We start from the raw sequence: 18,331 nt of genomic DNA on the forward strand, positions 1-18,331 counted from the left end.
ATGAGCCTTTCCGCGCGCCCGGCGCTGCAGCGAAATTTCCACCGCCTGGCCTGGTTCGCCATGATCATGACGGCGAGCACGATCATGTTCGGTGCGTTCGTTCGCCTGTCCGACGCCGGCCTGAGCTGCCCGGACTGGCCGACCTGCTATGGCCGTGCCACCTGGCCGCAGCACATCGAGGAAACCGTCGGCCACCCGGCCGCCGAGATCCGCCCGCTGGAAACGCACAAGGCCTGGCGTGAACAGGTGCACCGCTTCCTGGCCGGCGCACTGGGCATCGAGATCCTCACCCTGGCCCTGCTGGCCACCCGCAAGCGGCGTTTTGGAAGCACGGCGGTCGTCACCGCCTGCGTGCTGGTGGCCGCCGGCATACCGTTGTACATGGCCGGCTGGCACGGAACGGCCAGTGCGCTGGCGCTGATCGGCGAGGCGATACTGCTGATCGCCGCGCTGCGCTGGAGCAACATCGACCTGGCGCGCGCGGCGGTGCTGACCCTGGCGGTGGTGATTTTCCAGGCGCTGCTGGGCATGTGGACGGTCACCCTGCTGCTCAAGCCCATCGTGGTGATGGGCCACCTGCTGGGCGGCATGCTGATGTTCGCGCTGCTGGCCTGGATGGCCTGGCGCGCGACCCACCTGCCGATCACACTGGCCGAGGCGCCCAAGCTGAAATGGCTGCTGCGCATCGGCGTGGCGGTGCTGGTCACCCAGATCGCCCTGGGCGGCTGGGTCAGCGCCAACTACGCCGCGCTGGCCTGCGGCGGCGGCAGCCTGTCGCTGGACAACTTCCCACGCTGTGCCAACCAGTGGTGGCCGCAGCACAACTTCGTCGAAGGCTTCACCCTGTGGCGTGGCATCGGCGTGGATTACGAAGGGGGCGTGCTCGATGGGGCCTCGCGCATCGCCATCCAGATGGCGCACCGCCTGTTCGCGATCGTGGTGGCCGCCTACCTGCTGTGGCTGGGCCTGCGCCTGTTCCGCCTGCCCAGCATGCGCTGCTGGGCCGCAGCCCTGGTGCTGCTGCTGGTGGCCCAGGTCAGCCTGGGCATCCTCAATGTGAAGCTGGCCCTGCCGCTGGAAGTAGCGGTGATGCACAACGGCGTGGCCGTTGCCCTGTTGTTCGTGCTGGTCAGCCTGCTGGCCCGCCTGCGTGCCCCGGACTGATTCCATGTTTTCCAACTATCGCCAGTACTGGGACCTGACCAAGCCCAAGGTCGTCGCCCTGATCGTGTTCACCGCGCTGGTGGGCATGGTGCTGGCCATCCCGGGCATGCCCAGCGCGGAGCAGCTGCGCCTGGGCGCACTGGGCTTCCTGGGCATCTGGCTGGCCGCTTCGGCGGCGGCGGCGATCAACCAGCTGCTCGATGCCCACATCGACGCGCAGATGGCGCGTACCTCGTGGCGGCCGCTGGTGGTGGGCAAGGTCAAGCCGTGGCAGGTGCTGGTGTTTGCCGGCGTGCTGATCGTGCTGTCGATGGCCATCCTGGTGCTGTGGGTCAACCTCATCACCGCGGTGCTGACCTTCGCCTCGCTGATCGGCTATGCGGTGGTCTACACCGTCTACCTCAAGCGCGCGACCTCGCAGAACATCGTCATCGGCGGCCTGGCCGGCGCGATGCCGCCGATGCTGGGCTGGGCGGCGATCACCGGCATGCAGGGCCCATCGGACTGGGCGTATTCATCGCTGCTGGTGCTGATCATCTTCATCTGGACCCCGCCGCACTTCTGGGCCCTGGCGATCTTCCGCCGCGAGGACTACGCCAAGGCCAAGATCCCGATGCTGCCGGTGACCCACGGTGTGGTGCATACGCGCCGGCAGATCCTGGCCTATTCGCTGGTACTGGCCCTGGTGTGCGTGGTGCCGTACCTGGTGGGCATGAGCGGTGCGTTCTACCTGGGCGGGGCGATCGTGCTCAACGCGGTGTTCCTCTGGTACGCCTGGCGCATGCAGAACCCGCCGGATGAATTCTTCTCGATGAAGATGTTCCACTGGTCCATCGTCTACCTGATGGCCCTGTTCGCGTTCCTGCTGGTGGATCACTGGATCCTGCCCTGGCTGTGAGGTGCGTCGGTATCCACGCAGGGCGTGGATCTACGGGGGGCAGGGCGAGGCCAGGTGAGCCCGGACGATATCCGGGGCCGCCCCATCCACGCATGGCGTGGATCTACGGGCCCGGGTGGGTGTTCCCGGGGCCGCGTGGTTCTGCTCAGGGCGTGTGCTGTTCCACGGCCTGTGCCGCTGCTTCCCGCCCGTAACGCTGGGCGATCACGCCGCAGACGATCAGCTGGATCTGGTGGTAGATCATCACCGGTAGCACGATCGCGCCCAGGCTGCCCCCGGCGAACAGGACCTTGGCGATCGGCACGCCGGTGGCCAGGCTCTTCTTGGAGCCGCAGAACACGATGGCGATGCGGTCCTCGCGGTTGAAGCGCAGGCCACGGGCGATGAAGCCGATCAGGGGCATGGCGATACCCAGCAGCACCGCGGCCACCACCGCCACGGCCAGCAGTGACAGCAGCGGGGTCTTGCTCCACAGCCCTTCGGTCACGGCTTCGCCGAAGGCCGAATACACCACCAGCAGGATGGTGGCCTGGTCGGTGTAGCGCAGCAGCCCGCGCTGGCGCTCGACCCAGCCGGCGATCCACGGCCGCAGCAGGTGGCCGGCCACGAACGGCACCAGCAGCTGCAGCATGATGCCGCCGATGGCATGCAGCGGGTCGTGCACGCCGCCCTGGGTGCCGGCCAGTGCCGTCAGCAGCAGCGGGGTCAGGAACACGCCCAGGATGCTCGACAGCGATGCGCTACAGACTGCCGCCGGTACGTTGCCGCGCGCCATCGAGGTGAAGGCGATGGACGACTGCACGGTGGAGGGCAGCGTGCACAGGAACAGCACGCCCATGTACAGCTCCGGCGTCAGCAGCCGGCCCGACAGCGGGTGGAACAGCAGTCCCAGCAGCGGGAACAGGATGAAGGTGCAGGCCAGGATGGTCAGGTGCAGCCGCCAGTGCAGCATGCCGCCGAGGATGGCCTCGCGGGGCAGGCGTGCGCCGTGCAGGAAGAACAGCGCGGCGATGGCGACGTCGGTGACATCGTCCAGCACGATGGCAGCGGCTCCGTGGGTTGGCAGCAGCGAGGCCAGCAGCACCGTGCTGAGCAGGGCCAGCGTGAAATTGTCCGGTCGCAGGCGCGACCACCAGCGGGTCATGGGGGACAGGCTCCTCTAGGGGGAAGGGCGATCACACAGCAAACCCCGGGCATGACGGTCGCAGCAGGCCGGTGACTGTCCTGTCATCGCCCTGCGCGGCCATCAGCGGCCCAGGCTGGCGCGGGCCTTGAGCAGCTCGCGCAGTTCGTACTTGTCAGTATCGTCCAGACCCTGCTGGCGCTGCTTTGCGGTCAGCTCTTCCAGACGTTGCTGCAACAGTTGTTTTTCCAGCTGGGCCACCGCGTCGTGCAGTTCTTCGGTCCACTTGGCCTCATCGCCCGGCAGCACCTGCGCGGCCAGGGTGTGCAGGGCGGCCTGTTCTTCGCGGCCATCGAAGTGCTCCAGCAGGGCGCCGGTGCTGATGTCCGGGCGCTGTTCGACCAGCGCCAGCAGGTCCAGCAGCAGGTCCACGCCGGGCAGGCGCAGCCCCTGGAAGTGGTGGCGGCCGCCCAGGGTCAGGGCCAGCGAGGGCTGCTGCAGCAGTACCGCGATGGCACCGCGCACGAGGCTGCGCTTGGCCACCGGCTGGATCGGCCGGGGGGCCGGGCGGCTGGTCGGCACCGGACGCGCGGCAGCGCCGGCCCCCAGCCCGGTCAACTGTGCCAGCTGCTGCTTCATCAGGTCGCCGAAGGCGCCGTCGGGAATCTGCGCCAGCATCGGCTTGGCCCGCTCGGCCAGGCGGGCCTTGCCGTCCAGCGTGCCCAGGTTGATCTCGCGGGTCAGTTCATCGAAGAAGAACTGCGACAGCGGCGTGGCCTGCTTCAGGCGGTCGTTGAAGACCTCGGCGCCTTCCTTGCGCACGATGGTGTCCGGATCTTCGCCATCGGGCAGGAACAGGAAGAAGGCCTGGCGGCCATCCTTCATGCGCGGCAGCACCGATTCGAGCGCCTTCCAGCCGGCACGGCGGCCGGCGGCGTCGCCGTCGAAGCAGAAGAACACGTCCGGTGCGTTGCGGAACAGCAGCTCGGCATGGTCCGGGGTGGTGGCCGTGCCCAGCGTGGCCACCGCCTGGGTGACGCCGAACTGGAACAGCGAGACCACGTCCATGTAGCCCTCGACCACGATCAGACGCTCGATCTTCTGGTTGGCCTGGCGCACCTGCCACAGGCCGTACAGCTCGCGACCCTTGTGGAACAGCGCCGTCTCGGGCGAATTGAGGTACTTGGGGCCGTCGTCCTTCTCGAACACGCGGCCACCGAAGGCGATCACCCGGCCACGACGGTCGAAGATCGGGAACATCACCCGGTCGCGGAACTTGTCGTAGACATGGCCGCGGTCGTTCTTGGAGAACAGGCCGGCGCGGTCGAGCAGCTTCATGCGCCGCTCGTCCTTGCCCAGGGCATCGCGCAGGCCGCTGTAGCCATCGGGTGCATAGCCGATCTGGAAGCGCGCGCGGTTTTCCTCGTCCACACCGCGGCCATCGAGGTAGCTGCGGGCCTTGTCGCTGCCTTCCAGGTGCTTCTGGAAGAATTTCATGGCGGCGTCCAGCGCGGTGTACAGCTCGCGGCTGTCGTCCTGCTGCTGGGCGCTGCGCGGGTTCTCGCTGCGCGGTACTTCCATGCCGGCGCGCTTGGCCAGTTCGTCCACCGCATCGAGGAATTCGAGGCGGTCGTAGTTCATCAGGAAGCTGATGGCAGTGCCGTGCGCGCCGCAGCCGAAGCAGTGGTAGAACTGCTTGGTGGGCGAGACGGTGAACGAGGCCGAGCGCTCATCATGGAACGGGCAGCGCGCCGAATACTCCTTGCCCTGGCGCTTGAGCGGCACGCGGCTGCCGACCACCTCGACGATGTCGGTGCGGGCCAGCAGGTCGTCGATGAAAGCGTCGGGGATACGGGCCATGGGCAACAGGGCAGGGCGCGGCCGCCAGGGCGCGCGGCAGGGGCGGCAGGTTTCCCCCTAGTTTACCCGCTGGTCTACTCGCTGGCGGTGGCCGGGCCGGTGCTTTCGGTGCTGATGCCGGCCGCGGCCAGGCGGCTGCGGGCATGCTGGCGATCGTCGATCACCGCAGTCATCAAGGCGCCCACGAAGAACACCGCCGTGGCGTAGTAGATCCAGACCAGCGCGATCACCAGGGCCCCCATCGACCCGTAGGCGCTACCCGGGGCGACGGTGGCGATGTAGACGCCGATGCCATAGCGGCCCAGCGCGAACAGCACCGAGGTGATGGCACCGCCGATGAACGCCTGGCGCCAGGCCACGCGACGGTCGGGCAGGTAGTGGTACAGGAAGGCGAAGGCCAGCGCATACAGCAGCAGCGAGGTCAGGTAGCCGATGGCCGGCAGCACCGAGGGCAACTGCGCGAACACCACCTGCAGCGCCGTGGTGGCGGTCATCGACAGGATCAGCAGGAAGCCCAGCGCCAGCACCACGCCGAAGGAGAACACACGCTTGCGCAGCCAGGCCTTGAGGCCATCGAGCTGCTGCCCGCTGGTGTGGAAGATGCGGTTCAGCGCGTTCTGCAGCTGGGCGAACACGGCGGTGGCGCCGACGAACAGCAGCAGGGTGCTCCACAGCCCGGCCAATGAGCCGACGCTGGGCTGGCTGTTGGCATTGTGCAGGACGGTGTCGGCCACGCTGGCCACGCTGCTGCCGGCCACCGAGCCGATCTGCCCGATCAGCGCCTGCTGTGCCGGTGGGTACAACGATGCGGTCAGCCACAGCAGCAGCACCAGCAGCGGTGCCATCGACAGCAGGGCATAGAAGGAGACCGAGGCGGCCTGGGTCAGGACATCGATCTCGACGAAACGCTTGGCCACGGCCATCGCGAAGCTGTCCTGCAGGCGCTGCAGGTACTTCTGCAGGGGGGCAGGTGCATGGGGCGGGGAATCAACCATGCCGGTGTTGTAGCAAGCCGCGTCCGAAGGTGTGGTGAAACATCGGCAACGCCGGGCAGGGCCCGGCGCCACCGGATCAACGCAGGCTTACGAGAGCTGCTGCTTGACCAGCTTGGACACCAGGCCCATGTCGGCCTGGCCGGCGAGCTTGGGCTTCAGGGCGCCCATCAGCTTGCCCATGTCCGCCGCACCGGTGGCACCGGTCTCGGCGATGGCGGCCTGGATGGCAGCCACGATCTCCGCCTCGCCCATCTTGGCCGGCAGGTAGGCTTCGATGACCACGATCTCGGCGCGTTCGATCTCGGCCAGGTCTTCACGGTTGGCCGCTTCGTACTGGCTGACCGAGTCCTTGCGCTGCTTGACCATCTTGTCCAGCACGGCGATCACGGCGGCATCGTCGAGTTCGATGCGCTCGTCCACTTCCTTCTGCTTGATGGCGGCGTTGATCAGGCGGATCACGCCCAGCTTGTGCTTCTCGCCGCCCTTCATGGCGGCCTTCATGTCATCGGTGAGCTGCTGCTTCATGCTCATGGGAGACCTCTTGGTGGTAGTCGGGTAGGGCGGTGGCCAGACCCTGGAAACGCAAAAAGCCGGCGACGCTCGCGCGTGCCGGCTTCGGCTTCACCGCGGAAGGACGAACCCACCGCAATGAAGATGCGTCCGATCAGTACAGGCGCTGACGCTTGGTGACGTCGCGCGACGAGCGGCGCAGCTGACGCTTCACAGCAGCGGCGGCCTTGCGCTTGCGCTCCTGGGTCGGCTTTTCGTAGAACTCGCGCTTGCGGGTTTCGGCCAGCACACCGGCCTTTTCGCAAGTGCGCTTGAAGCGGCGAAGAGCAAACTCGAAGGGCTCGTTCTCGCGGACTTTGACGCTGGGCATGGAATCTCCGGGACACAGTAGAACCGGGTCACGCCCGGCGAGCCGCACATTATAGCGGCGAATCTTGAAACTGCAAGCCACCGGCCCTGAATGCGGGCCAGCCTTTGTGCTGCAGTGGAAGGCCTGCACGGCCCCAGAGGGGCGGCAGGGGCGCCATAATAGCAGCCATGCGAGTCCTTGGCATTGAATCTTCCTGTGATGAGACCGGCGTGGCGGTGTATGACACCGACCTGTCCGGCAGCGCGGCCCTGCGCGCCCATGCGGTCTACAGCCAGATCGCGCTGCACGCCGAGTACGGCGGGGTGGTGCCCGAGCTGGCCAGCCGTGACCACGTACGCAAGCTGCTGCCGCTGGTACGCCAGACCCTGGCCGAGGCGGGCCTGCGTATCGACGATCTGGACGGGGTGGCCTACACCGCCGGCCCGGGCCTGGTCGGTGCCTTGCTGGTGGGCGCGGGCGTGGCCCGTTCGCTGGCCTGGGCGCTGGAGGTGCCGGCCATCGGTGTCCACCATATGGAAGGCCACCTGCTGGCCCCGCTGATGGAGGATGACCCGCCGCAGGCCCCGTTCGTGGCGCTGCTGGTATCGGGTGGCCATACCCAGCTGGTGGCCGTCGATGCCATCGGCCGGTACCGCCTGCTGGGTGAAACCCTGGACGATGCCGCCGGCGAGGCCTTCGACAAGACGGCCAAGCTGATGGGCCTGCCGTACCCCGGCGGTCCGCAACTGGCGGCGCTGGCCGAAAAGGGCACCCCGGGCGCGTACCGCTTCGCGCGGCCGATGACCGACCGGCCGGGGCTGGATTTCAGCTTCTCCGGCCTGAAGACGCAGGTACTGATGGCCTGGCGCGACAGCGACCAGAGCGAGCAGACCCGCGCCGACATCGCCCGGGGCTTCGAGGATGCGGTGGTCGAGACCCTGGCCATCAAGTGCGAGCGCGCGCTGGAGGCGGCCGGCACCAACGTGATCGTGGTCGCCGGTGGCGTGGGGGCCAACAAGCGCCTGCGCGCGCGCCTGCAGGAGATGGCCCAGCGCCTGGGTGGCCGGGCCTGTTTCCCGCGCCCGTCGCTGTGCACCGACAACGGCGCGATGATTGCCTTCGCCGGCGCCCTGCGCCTGCAGGCCGGGCAGAGCAGCCCGCCGAAGGTGGATGTCACCCCGCGCTGGGACATGGCGACGCTGCCGGCGGTGTGAGCCGGTAGCGCCGGGCCAGACAGCCGGATGCTTGCCTGCGGGCGCATTACCGGTGCTTTGCTATCGGTGAGGCCGCCAGCACCGTGGTTGCCCGTTCATGCCGTTGCAGCCAGCCCAGCGTCTGCGGGCAGCGGGCGTGGATCAGTCGCCCGATGGCGGCAAGGTCGGCGCCGATGTCACGTTCCAGGATGGGTTCGTGGTGGGCGATGCGGTTGCGCAGGTGGCGGATGCGATCGATGTCTGTGTAGATGGCCTTCCTGACGACACTGGGATGAGCCGCAGGTGCATGGCGCAGCACCCCGCCTAGCGCCGGTATCCACAGCGTGGCATCGAAGCGGCAGGTGAACAGCTGCTGCCAGAACACCAGTGGCAGGTTGGCGACGATCTCGGAGGTGTCGGTTGCGCGACCGATCAGCTGTTCCAGTGCTGGCCTTGCAACGGCAGACGCTGATGCCGGCAGCCTGCGCCGGAAGGCATCATTCCATGGCCATTGCGGACCATGCTGCCGGGCCAGTGCCGAGGCTGCTGCATTGCGGATGACTACTTCGCACAGATGGATCGGCATCATCAAGGCGCCGCACAATCGCATGTTCCAGAGATACAGCGATTCGGCAGTGACGCCAGGGCGGCAGGTCGATGCGATTCTCTCGTAAGTCGACAGGCGTTCCGCCGACAGTGCACGCCTCAGTGCGTCATATGCAGCCATTGCGATGTGGATCGTCTGGGGATGGCTCCATGCTTGCGTGGATGAAAGTCGATCGCCATCAGGGAACGCCCTGGTATTGATGGCAGACGTGCTGTGTTTGCCCTCGGGAAATCAGGCTGTCCCGGACTGTCGCAATTGGCCTTGACCCCCGGCTTCCTCCTTGCCTACTCTGATTACCTGCGCCACCGGGACTCGCGGCTTGAACATGCTCCCCCCGGGGACAAACGGTAGTACCAAAGGGCCCCGCTAGCAGGGCCCTTTGTTTTTCCAGACCGCGCCCGTCCATGCCCGTTTCAGGCAACCGTCGCCCCGTCCCGTTACCATGACCGCCTGTTTTCCGGCCGGATGGCGCAATGGACAAGGTTTTCATCGAAGGGCTGACGATCGATGCCCTGATCGGCATCTATGACTGGGAGCGGCGGATCCGCCAGGACCTGGTGTTCGATCTGGAAATGGGCTTCGACAACCGCCGCCCGGCCGCGACCGACGACATCGCCCATACCCTGAACTACAAGGCCGTCAGCAAGCGCCTGGAGCAGTTCGTGCGCGAATCGGAGTTCGGCCTGGTGGAAACGCTGGCCGAGCGCTGCGCGCAGATCGTGCTGGCCGAATTCGATGTGAAGTGGCTGCGGCTGAAGCTGAGCAAGCCCGGTGCGGTGCGCGGCGCGCGCGCGGTGGGCGTGATCATCGAGCGCGAGCGCACCTGAGGATTTTCCGGCTGGCCGTGGGCCGGCCTGCAACGACAGAAGGAGACAACGGATGGTGGATGCGGTGGTGGCGGTACAGTGGCTTGATGGCCTGCAACGGACACTGGAACCCTATCCCGGGGCCTACCTGGCCCTGATGATCGCGGCCCTGCTGATCGCGGCGGGGCTGGCCAACTGGCTGACCAAGCGCATCCTGCTGCGCGGCCTGCGGCGCCTGCTGCAGCGCCTGCCCGGCGCCGATTCGGGGCGTGGCAGCCATCTGATGCGGGTGATCGCCCGCCTGTCCAACGTGGTGCCCAGCCAGGTGATCGCCTCGGGCGTGTTGCTGGTTCCCGACCTGCCCGAACGCCTGGTCAAGATCGTTGTCGGGCTGTGCACGGCCTGGGCGGTGCTGACCCTGGCGCTGGCGGTCTCGCACGCGCTGGACGCCGCCAACGACCTGTACGAGCGCAAGCCGGAAGCGCGCAACAAGCCGATCAAGGGCTACCTGCAGGTGGTCAAGATCGTGGTGTACGTGGCGGCCGGGCTGTCCATCCTCGCCACCCTGCTGGGGGTGAAGCTGGGGCCGCTGGTGACTGGCCTGGGGGCGGCCACGGCGGTGCTGATGCTGATCTTCCAGGACACCATCCTGTCGCTGGTGGCCAGCGTGCAGATCAGCGGCGATGGCCGCGTGCGCATCGGCGACTGGATCGAGATGCCCAGCCAGAACGCCGATGGTGATGTCATCGACATTGCCCTGCACACCATCACCGTGCAGAACTTCGACAAGACCATCACCACCATCCCGACCAAGAAGCTGGTCACCGAATCGTTCAAGAACTGGCGCGGCATGCAGGAAGCCGGTGGCCGCCGGATCAAGCGCGCGCTGTACCTGGACCAGCACAGCGTGGGTTTCCTGGATGCGCAGGACCTGGCCTTCCTGGGCCAGTTCGCGCTGCTGGGCGATTACCTGCAGGGCAAGCAGCAGGAGCTGGCGCAGTGGAACGACCGCCTGCGCCAGGACGGGGTGGCCGAGGTCAACAGCCGCCGGGTGACCAACCTGGGCACCTTCCGCGCCTACGTGGAGCGCTACCTGCGCAGCCATCCCGGCATCCACACCGACATGACCCTGCTGGTGCGCCAGCTGCAGCCAACCACCGAGGGCCTGCCGCTGGAGCTGTACTGCTTCACCCGCAGCACCGCCTGGGGCGAGTACGAGGGCGTGCAGTCGGACATTTTCGACCACCTGCTGGCCATCCTGCCGGCCTTCGGCCTGCGCGTCTTCCAGGCCTCCAGCGACGCCATGCTGATGGCGGGGCAGCGCCAGTTGGGCGCGGCGGAGTAAGCTGCCGGGCGCGTCCGCCGGCCATACGGGGGCGGACGCGCGTGTAACTGAATGTCGAAATCACTCGCCAAATGGTTCGGAAACGCTAGAATGCCGGGCCTGTAAACGTTTTCATCAAGGACAGCTGGTGGCCTCCGAACGCATCGAATCCCTCATTGCCCAGATGACCGTCGAGGAAAAGGTCGGCCAGCTGGGCGTTTTCGCCGACATGGTCCGCCCGTTCGCCCCCGACGTGAATCCGGAAGCCAACGTCCGCAACGCCGACCAGGTCCTGCAGCAGGTGCGCGAGGGCAAGGTCGGCTCGCTGTTCAACGGTGTCGGTGCCGAACTGGGCCGGCGCATCCAGCAGGTCGCGCTGGAAGAAAGCCGCCTGGGTATCCCGGTGATCCTGGCCGCCGACGTGATCCATGGCATGCGCACCGTGTTCCCGATCCCGCTGGGCGAAGCGGCCAGCTTCGAGCCGGGGCTGGCCGAGCGCACCGCACGCGCCACCGCCGTCGAGGCCACCGCCGCCGGCCTGCACTGGACCTATGCGCCGGCCGTGGACATCGCCCGCGACCAGCGCTGGGGCCGTGGTGCCGAAGGCGCCGGTGAGGACGTGGTGCTGGGCTGCGCGTTCGCCGCCGCCCGCGTGCGCGGTTTCCAGGGCAGCGACCTGCGCGCGGCCGATTCGCTGCTGGCCACGCCCAAGCACTTCGCCGCCTATGGCGCAGTGATGGCCGGCATGGAATACAACATGGTGGATATCTCGCCGCAGACCCTGCGCGATGTGCACCTGCCGCCGTTCAAGGCCGCCTTTGAAGCCGGTGCGGTCACCGTGATGTCCTCCTTCAACGACATCAACGGCGTGCCGGCCAGCGCCAATGCCGAACTGCTGACCGACATCCTGCGCGGGGAATGGAAGTTCCCGGGCGTGGTGATCTCCGACTACACCGCGGACATGGAACTGGTCGCCCACGGCTATGCCGCCGACGACCGCGATGCCACCGCCAAGGCGTTCACCGCCGGCCTGGACCTGAGCATGCAGAGCGGCTTCTACGCCGAACACCTGCCGGGCCTGGTGCAGAGTGGCGAGGTGCCGATGGCGGTGCTGGATGAAGGCGTGCGCCGCATCCTGTGGCTGAAGGAAACCATCGGCCTGTTCGATGACCCGTACCGCTCGCTGGACCCGGCGCGCGAAGCCGATACCTCGCACATCGCTGCCCATGACGAACTCTCGCGCGATGCCGCGCGCCGTTCGATCGTGCTGCTGAACAACCGCGACAACGTGCTGCCGCTGCAGAAGCACGGACAGAAGATCGCGCTGATCGGCCCGTTCGTGCAGGACCGCGAGAACATCGAAGGCTGCTGGACCCTGTTCGGCGACAAGCAGCGCTATGTGGACCTGGAAACCGGCGTGCGCGCGGCCATCGGCGATGACGCGCTGCTGGAGATCGTGCCGGGCTGCGATCTGGAAACCGCCATTGCCGGCGGTACCGAAGCGGCCGTGGCCGCGGCGCTGCGTGCCGACGTGGTGGTGCTGGCGCTGGGCGAACCGCAGCGTTACAGCGGCGAAGCCCAGTCGCGCGTGGAGATCACCCTGCCGCCGGCGCAGCAGGCGCTGGCCGAAGCGGTAGCGATGACCGGCAAGCCGCTGGTGGTGCTGCTGCGCAACGGCCGTGCGCTGGCGCTGCAGGGTGCGGTGCGCAATGCCCATGCGGTGGCGGTCACCTGGTACCTGGGCACGCAGACCGGCCACGCCGTGGCCGACGTGCTGTTCGGCGATTACAGCCCGTCCGCGCGCCTGCCGGTCAGCTTCCCGCAGGTGTCCGGCCAGCAGCCGTACTTCTACAACCACCCGCGCACCGGCCGCCCGGAACTGCCGACCATGTCGGAATTCAAGGCACGCTGGCGCGAGATTCCGAACGAGCCGCTGTATCCGTTCGGCCACGGCATCGGCTACACCACCTTCGCCTACGGCGTGCCGCAGCTGAGCAGCCCCACGCTCGGCTGGGACGACACGCTGACCCTGACCACCACGCTGACCAACACCGGCACCGTGGCGGGTGAGGAAGTGGTGCAGCTGTACATCCACGACCGCGTGGCCAGCCGCGTGCGCCCGGTGCGTGAACTGAAGGACTTCCGCAAGGTCGCCCTGCAGCCGGGCGAATCCACCGAGGTGGTGTTCACCCTGCACCGCGACCAGCTGGCCTTCACCGGCCGCGACGGTGTGCTGCGCGCCGAGCCGGGCCTGTTCGACGTGTGGGTGTGCGCCTCGTCGGCTGCCGGTGAGGCGGTGGTGTTTGAACTGCTGAAGGGCTGATCCACGCCGTGCGCGCCGGGCGATGCCCGGCGCGCGCCATGGCTGAATGGCAGGCAGCGGACAGTGGATCCGTGTGCTGCCGTGCATACCCGGGCGAGCGCAGGCCCGCTACGCTGGGCACCTGTCCACGGAGCCTGTCCCATGCGCCTGCCCTTGATCCTGATGTCCACCGCCCTGCTGGCGGCCTGTTCGCAGCCGGCACCGCCGCCGGCGGCTGCGGCCAACGATGCCCCGCCGCCGATGCAGGCGTCCGCCACGGCGACCCCGGCTGCCGATGATGCCCCGGCCCCGATGACCGGCGCGCCCCCGCCCATGACCGGTGCACCGCCGCCGATGACGGGTGCGGCGCCGGCTGGTGCCGACGCCCCGGCCGACGGTGCCTCGCAGGGTGACGCACGCCAGCGCATCGGCCAGCTGCTGGGCGATGTGGCCCCTTACGAAACCGTGTTCACCACCCTGCAGAAGGGCGTGGCCGCGAACGATGCCAAGGCCGTGGCCGCGCTGCCGATCTACCCGCTGCGGGTGAACGTGGGCGGCAAGGAACGCAAGATCGCCGATGCCGCCGCGTTCGAGCGCGAGTACGACAGCATCATCACCGCCGATATCGCCAAGGCCATCGCCGCGCAGAAGTTCGACGACCTGTTCGTGAACTGGAAGGGCGTGATGCTGGGCAAGGGCCAGGTGTGGATCAACGGCATCTGTGCGGACAACACCTGCGCGCACCCGCAGGTGGGCATCGTCGCCATCCAGGACTGACGCTGCCGGTCCCGGGTGCAGCCGTGTGCTGCACCCGGTGATGGCTTACGCTTCGTTCGGCGTGAGCTTGAGCAGGCGGGCGTTGCTGCCGTCTTCCAGCAGCCACAGTGCGCCGTCCGGGCCCTGTTCCACTTCGCGGATGCGCTCGCCCATGTTGAAGCGCTCGGCCTCGCGCGCGTTGTCGCCGTCGAAGGCCACCCGCACCAGTGAGGTCGAGGACAGGCCGCCGATGAAGCCGCTGCCCTTCCACTGCGGGAACGCAGTGCCGGTGTAGATGACGAAGCCGGCCGGGGAAATCACCGGCGTCCAGGTCACCTTGGGTGCGTTGAATTCCGGGCGGGTGTCGTGGTCGGGAATCGGCCGACCATCGTAGTGGTCGCCGTTGGAGACGATCGGGTAGCCGTAGTTGGCGCCGCGCTCGATCAGGTTCAGCTCGTCGCCACCGGCCGGGCCCATCTCGTGCACCCACAGCTTGCCGCGGCCATCGAAGGCGATGCCCAGCGCATTGCGGTGGCCCAGCGACCACACCTGCGCGGCCACCCCACCCTGGGAAGCGAACGGGTTGTCCGCCGGCACGCTGCCATCGTCGTTGAGGCGGATGATCTTGCCCAGGTTGCTGGCCATGTCCTGGGCGGGATCGAACTTCTGGCGTTCGCTGGAGGTGATCCACAGCTTGCCATCCGGGCCAAAGGCCATGCGGTGGCCGTAATGGCCCTGGCCGCTGACCTTGGGCACCTGGCGCCAGATCACGTTGACGTCCTGCAGGGTGCCGCCGCCGCTGGCGTCCAGCGCCAGCGTGGCACGGGCCACGGCCGCCCCGCGCGTATCCAGGTCGCCCTGTTCGGCATAGCTGACGTAGACCACGCGGTTGTTGGCGAAATCCGGATGCAGGATCACATCGCCGAAGCCGCCCTGGCCGCCGTAGGCGACCTTGGGAATGCCGGTGATTTCATGCTTCTGGCCGCTGGCCAGGTCCAGGTGCTGCAGGCGGCCGCGTTTTTCGGTGACCAGCAGGCTGCCGTCGGGCAGGAAGGTCATCGCCCACGGCTGGTCGAAGCGGCTGACCTCGGTGGTAGTGAAAGGGCGCTGGCTGGCGTGGGTGCCGGTGCTGGCGGTCGCCTTGGCGTCGGTTGCCGCGGTGGCGGCCGGATCGGCGGCACTGCAGGCGGTGGTGGCGAGGATCGGCACCAGGCCGAGGGCGAGCAGCAGGGGCAAGGGCTTGCGGGTCATGGGTATCTCCATGCGGGGATGCGGATGGCCAACCCCTCTTGTATACCACCCGGGGGGTGAGGGGCGTGGCCCGAAGGTCCTGCCTGACGCTGGGCGGGGCGGGCCGAATGCACTAGGGTAGGCACGCCCGGGCACGCCTGCCCGCCTGTCTGCCAAGGAACCGGAATGACACCTGCCCCTGCCCACAAGCCTTCACCCGCCTTCATCGCCGCGTCCTGGGTGGCGCTGCTGCTGGGCGCGGTGGCTTACCTGATCGGCCTGTTCAACGCACCGATGGCGCTGAACGAGAAAGGCTATTACCTGACCCTGCTGCTGTTCGGCCTGTTCGCTGCCGTGTCCCTGCAGAAAAGCGTGCGCGACCGCGTCGAAGGCATTCCGGTCAGCGGCCTGTACTACGCGCTGTGCTGGTTTGCCTTGCTGTCGGCGCTGCTGTTGCTGCTGGTCGGGCTGTGGAACGCCACGCTGCTGCTGAGCGAGAAGGGCTTCTACGGCATGGCCTTCGCGCTGTCGCTGTTCGGCGCGGTGGCGGTGCAGAAGAACACCCGTGACCTGATCGCCGCCGGTGGTGCTGAAGACCGCCGCAGCACGGCGGTGCCGCCGCTGCCGGAACAGGACTGAGGTCTGCGTGCCGGGGCGGATCCTGCGGACCCGCCCCGGCATGATCACCGGTTGATCTGCACGTGCGGGTCCAGCTTGCTGGCTTCCTCCCAGCCACGGCGTACCGCGTTGCGGGCCTGTTCCCAGTTCAGCCGGCTCTTGCCGTGGTCGGCATGCCAGCGTGATTCCAGTTCGTGTTCCACGTCCTCATAGGCGCGGATCATTGCCTGTGCCCGGTTCTCGGCATGGGCGGCGTGGCCGATCTGGTACGCCGGCTCGTAGTCGTCGAAGAAGCGCGTGTTGTCGTAATACGGCTCGTGGGTATAACGCGTGCGCCAGAAATCGGAAACGGCCTGGCGGGCAACGCCGTCCTGCGGCACGCGGCCGGGGATCTGATAGTCGGGGCTCATGGTTCGGGCTCCGTTTTTTGGACGAGTCTGCAGCGTGCCAGCCCGGCGGTGAACGCACCGGGCCGGCAGCGTGACTGCCAGGTCAACCGTTCAGGCCGCGTCGTCGCCCTTGCGTGGCAGCCGGTAGATCACCGCGCCCACGGCGAAGGCGATCAGGGCGGCGGCGATGTTCTGCCAGCTGGCGCTGATGAACAGGGCCAGGCACAGCAGCAGCGCCAGTACCGGAATCAGCGGCCCACCCGGCAGCTTCAGCGCGCCGGGGCGGTCACCGAAGCGCCGCGCCAGCACCAGCACCGCCGCTGCGGTACCGATGTAGGCGAACAGGCGCGTGGTCATCGACAGCAGCGCCAGCTGCACGAACGAACCGGTCAGGGCCAGCGCCAGTGCGATCACGCCCTGGCACAGGATTGCCGCGGCCGGCGTGCGGAAGCGCGGATGCACCTGCGCCAGGATCTTCGGGCCGTAACCATCGCGCGCCAGCGCGAACAGGAAGCGCGGCCCCATCATCATCGTGTTGCTGTTGGTGCCCAGGATGGAGATCGTGGCGCCCACGGTGAGGATCAGCGCCAGCGCTTCGCCGCCGAAGCCTGCGGCGGCATCGGCCAGCGGCGTGGCCGAACCGGCCAGGCCCGCCAGCGTGCCCTGCGCCACCACCTGCACCGCGCCGTAGACCACGGTGACGGTGACGATCATGGTGATCAGCGCGAACGGAATATCGCGCCGCGGGTTGCGGTACTCGCCGGCCGCGGCGGGAATGTTCTCGAACCCTGCATAGGCGTACAGCAACAGCAGCGCGGCCTCGCCCATGCGCTGCAGGTCGTGCGGGTCCGGGCGCTGGCCGGAGAAGGCCAGCTGCGGGTCGATGTAGAAGGCGCCGATGGCCACGAACAGCAGCAGTGGCAGCAGCTTGCCCACCACCAGCACCACGCCGGTCCGCGCGGCCGAGCGCACGCCGATGATGTTCACCCCGGTCAGGAAGCCGAGTGACAGCACGATCACCGCCAGGCGGCCCGCCCCGGCGCCCGCCCACGGCCAGAAGCGCGCCACCGCATCGGCCAGCGCATTGCTCAACGCCGCTGCCGAACTGATGCGGGTCAGCCAGATCATCCAGCCGATCTCGAAGCCGGCGAAACGGCCGAACGCCTCGCGCGCGTACAGGTAGCTGCCGCCCGGTTCATCGAAATAGCTGGCGGCCTGCGCATAGCAGAGCACCAGCAGCGCCACCACGATGCCGGCGGCAACCACGCCCCACAGGCTGAAGGGGCCGAGCAGGGCGACGGTGGCGGCCGGCAGCAGGTAGATGCCGCTGCCGATCACATCATTGATGGACAGCCCGACGATCTGCCAGCGGCTGACCGCGCGCTGCAGCTGGGGTTCGTCCTGCGCGCTCATTGGGCATCCCCGGTCAGTGCCGGCAGCTGCCACTGCGCCTGCAGGCGTTGGTACTCGGCGCGCGGCAGCAGCACGAAGCGCGGGGTGTCGCGTGGGCGCAGCCACGCCAGCAGCGCCTGCATGTGCGCGGCGGTCATCGCCGTGCAGCCGGCGGTGGCTTCGCCGGGCTGGCGCCACAGGTGGGCGAAGATGCAGCTGCCGCGCCCGGGCGTGTTCTGCGGGTTGTGGGCGATGACGAAGCCCTGCCGGTAGCGGATATCGCTGGCATCGTGCAGGTCCAGCCGCATCGGTTCGCTGGACCCGGCCACGGCTGCCGTACCGACCGTGCGCGCATCGACGATGCGGTTGTAGTACGGCGAGGCCGGCACATCCATGCAGTAGCTGCTGGCCAGCATCGGTTGGTAGGGCAGGCCACTGCGTGCGGTGGTGGCGTAGCCGAAGGCGCTGCCGAGCGCGAACACGCCGGCCGGGCTGCGGCCATCGCCTTCCTGCTTCTGCGGGCCCTCGGCCTGGGCCGGGTGCAGACCCAGGCCCCAGGCACTGCCGCTGCGGCCCAGCGCCACGCTGAAGGCCTGGCCATGCCGCTGCCATTGCCGGCCCCTGCGCACATAGGCCTGCAGCTGGCCCTCGGTGCTGTCCCAGCCCTCACTGGTGACCACGATCAGCTGCCGCGCACCGTCCAGCGGTGCCTGCGCCCGTACCGCCAAGGGCAGGGCCGCCAACAGCACGGCAACGGCAAGGCCTGGCAACAGCGCTTTCATCGGGGGTACTCCGGGCGGGCTGGGCGTCTGCCT

General features: G+C 68.1%; 18 protein-coding genes. 8 read left to right on the forward strand and 10 right to left on the reverse strand.

The window, feature by feature from the left end; translation table 11 throughout:
• Positions 1-1,164 carry a COX15/CtaA family protein gene (locus Q9R17_RS10150; RefSeq protein WP_308154524.1) on the forward strand — a complete coding sequence of 388 codons (1,164 nt, stop codon included), beginning with the start codon at positions 1-3 and terminating at the stop codon, positions 1,162-1,164.
• Between the two features lie 4 nt (positions 1,165-1,168).
• Positions 1,169-2,062 (forward strand): heme o synthase, encoded by an 894-nt coding sequence (cyoE, locus tag Q9R17_RS10155; RefSeq protein WP_308154525.1) that lies wholly within the window; start codon positions 1,169-1,171, stop codon positions 2,060-2,062.
• Between the two features lie 145 nt (positions 2,063-2,207).
• Here the strand turns inward: cyoE and Q9R17_RS10160 are convergent, their stop codons facing one another.
• The 5 genes from Q9R17_RS10160 to rpsU all read right to left on the reverse strand — a co-directional run bounded on the left by Q9R17_RS10160 (position 2,208) and on the right by rpsU (position 6,920).
• Positions 2,208-3,206 carry a bile acid:sodium symporter family protein gene (locus Q9R17_RS10160; protein ID WP_308154526.1) on the reverse strand — a complete coding sequence of 333 codons (999 nt, stop codon included), beginning with the start codon at positions 3,204-3,206 and terminating at the stop codon, positions 2,208-2,210.
• A gap of 102 nt (positions 3,207-3,308) precedes the next feature.
• Complete coding sequence (dnaG, locus tag Q9R17_RS10165; protein ID WP_308154527.1) at positions 3,309-5,045, reverse strand: DNA primase; 1,737 nt, start codon at positions 5,043-5,045, stop codon at positions 3,309-3,311.
• A gap of 74 nt (positions 5,046-5,119) precedes the next feature.
• Complete coding sequence (locus tag Q9R17_RS10170) at positions 5,120-6,040, reverse strand: YihY/virulence factor BrkB family protein (RefSeq protein WP_308154528.1); 921 nt, start codon at positions 6,038-6,040, stop codon at positions 5,120-5,122.
• 87 nt (positions 6,041-6,127) lie between these two features.
• Complete coding sequence (locus Q9R17_RS10175; RefSeq protein WP_308154529.1) at positions 6,128-6,571, reverse strand: GatB/YqeY domain-containing protein; 444 nt, start codon at positions 6,569-6,571, stop codon at positions 6,128-6,130.
• A gap of 133 nt (positions 6,572-6,704) precedes the next feature.
• On the reverse strand, positions 6,705-6,920 hold the full coding sequence (rpsU, locus tag Q9R17_RS10180) for a 30S ribosomal protein S21 (protein WP_002808376.1): 216 nt from the start codon (positions 6,918-6,920) through the stop codon (positions 6,705-6,707).
• Positions 6,921-7,087: 167 nt separating this feature from the next.
• On the opposite strand from rpsU, the gene tsaD reads away from it, so the two are divergent.
• Positions 7,088-8,113, forward strand: a complete 1,026-nt coding sequence (gene tsaD / locus Q9R17_RS10185; RefSeq protein ID WP_308154530.1) for a tRNA (adenosine(37)-N6)-threonylcarbamoyltransferase complex transferase subunit TsaD — start codon at positions 7,088-7,090, stop codon at positions 8,111-8,113.
• Positions 8,114-8,159: 46 nt separating this feature from the next.
• Here the strand turns inward: tsaD and Q9R17_RS10190 are convergent, their stop codons facing one another.
• Positions 8,160-8,819, reverse strand: coding sequence for a hypothetical protein (locus Q9R17_RS10190; protein ID WP_308154531.1), 660 nt, complete (start codon positions 8,817-8,819; stop codon positions 8,160-8,162).
• A gap of 353 nt (positions 8,820-9,172) precedes the next feature.
• On the opposite strand from Q9R17_RS10190, the gene folB reads away from it, so the two are divergent.
• The 4 genes from folB (at position 9,173) to Q9R17_RS10210 (ending at position 13,908) form a co-directional block, all read left to right on the forward strand.
• Positions 9,173-9,526, forward strand: a complete 354-nt coding sequence (gene folB / locus Q9R17_RS10195) for a dihydroneopterin aldolase (RefSeq protein ID WP_308154532.1) — start codon at positions 9,173-9,175, stop codon at positions 9,524-9,526.
• 52 nt (positions 9,527-9,578) lie between these two features.
• Positions 9,579-10,850, forward strand: a complete 1,272-nt coding sequence (locus Q9R17_RS10200; protein WP_308154533.1) for a mechanosensitive ion channel domain-containing protein — start codon at positions 9,579-9,581, stop codon at positions 10,848-10,850.
• A 127-nt stretch (positions 10,851-10,977) separates the two neighbouring features.
• On the forward strand, positions 10,978-13,152 hold the full coding sequence (locus Q9R17_RS10205; protein ID WP_308154534.1) for a glycoside hydrolase family 3 N-terminal domain-containing protein: 2,175 nt from the start codon (positions 10,978-10,980) through the stop codon (positions 13,150-13,152).
• A gap of 141 nt (positions 13,153-13,293) precedes the next feature.
• Positions 13,294-13,908 (forward strand): hypothetical protein, encoded by a 615-nt coding sequence (locus Q9R17_RS10210; protein WP_308154535.1) that lies wholly within the window; start codon positions 13,294-13,296, stop codon positions 13,906-13,908.
• 45 nt (positions 13,909-13,953) lie between these two features.
• Here Q9R17_RS10210 and Q9R17_RS10215 read toward each other — a convergent pair whose 3' ends face one another.
• Positions 13,954-15,138 carry a PQQ-dependent sugar dehydrogenase gene (locus Q9R17_RS10215; protein ID WP_308154536.1) on the reverse strand — a complete coding sequence of 395 codons (1,185 nt, stop codon included), beginning with the start codon at positions 15,136-15,138 and terminating at the stop codon, positions 13,954-13,956.
• Positions 15,139-15,303: 165 nt separating this feature from the next.
• Between Q9R17_RS10215 and yiaA the strand changes: the two genes are divergently transcribed.
• Complete coding sequence (gene yiaA, locus Q9R17_RS10220) at positions 15,304-15,756, forward strand: inner membrane protein YiaA (RefSeq protein WP_308154537.1); 453 nt, start codon at positions 15,304-15,306, stop codon at positions 15,754-15,756.
• A 44-nt stretch (positions 15,757-15,800) separates the two neighbouring features.
• On the opposite strand, the gene Q9R17_RS10225 is transcribed toward yiaA, so the two are convergent.
• The 3 genes from Q9R17_RS10225 to Q9R17_RS10235 all read right to left on the reverse strand — a co-directional run bounded on the left by Q9R17_RS10225 (position 15,801) and on the right by Q9R17_RS10235 (position 18,298).
• Positions 15,801-16,145 (reverse strand): hypothetical protein, encoded by a 345-nt coding sequence (locus Q9R17_RS10225; protein ID WP_308154538.1) that lies wholly within the window; start codon positions 16,143-16,145, stop codon positions 15,801-15,803.
• 90 nt (positions 16,146-16,235) lie between these two features.
• Complete coding sequence (locus Q9R17_RS10230) at positions 16,236-17,537, reverse strand: amino acid permease (RefSeq protein ID WP_308154539.1); 1,302 nt, start codon at positions 17,535-17,537, stop codon at positions 16,236-16,238.
• Positions 17,534-18,298, reverse strand: coding sequence for a L,D-transpeptidase family protein (locus Q9R17_RS10235; protein WP_308154540.1), 765 nt, complete (start codon positions 18,296-18,298; stop codon positions 17,534-17,536). Before Q9R17_RS10235 ends, Q9R17_RS10230 begins: the two co-directional genes overlap by 4 nt.
• Positions 18,299-18,331: the final 33 nt, after the last annotated feature.

The sequence above is a fragment of the Stenotrophomonas sp. 24(2023) genome (assembly GCF_030913365.1).
GTDB lineage: Bacteria > Pseudomonadota > Gammaproteobacteria > Xanthomonadales > Xanthomonadaceae > Stenotrophomonas.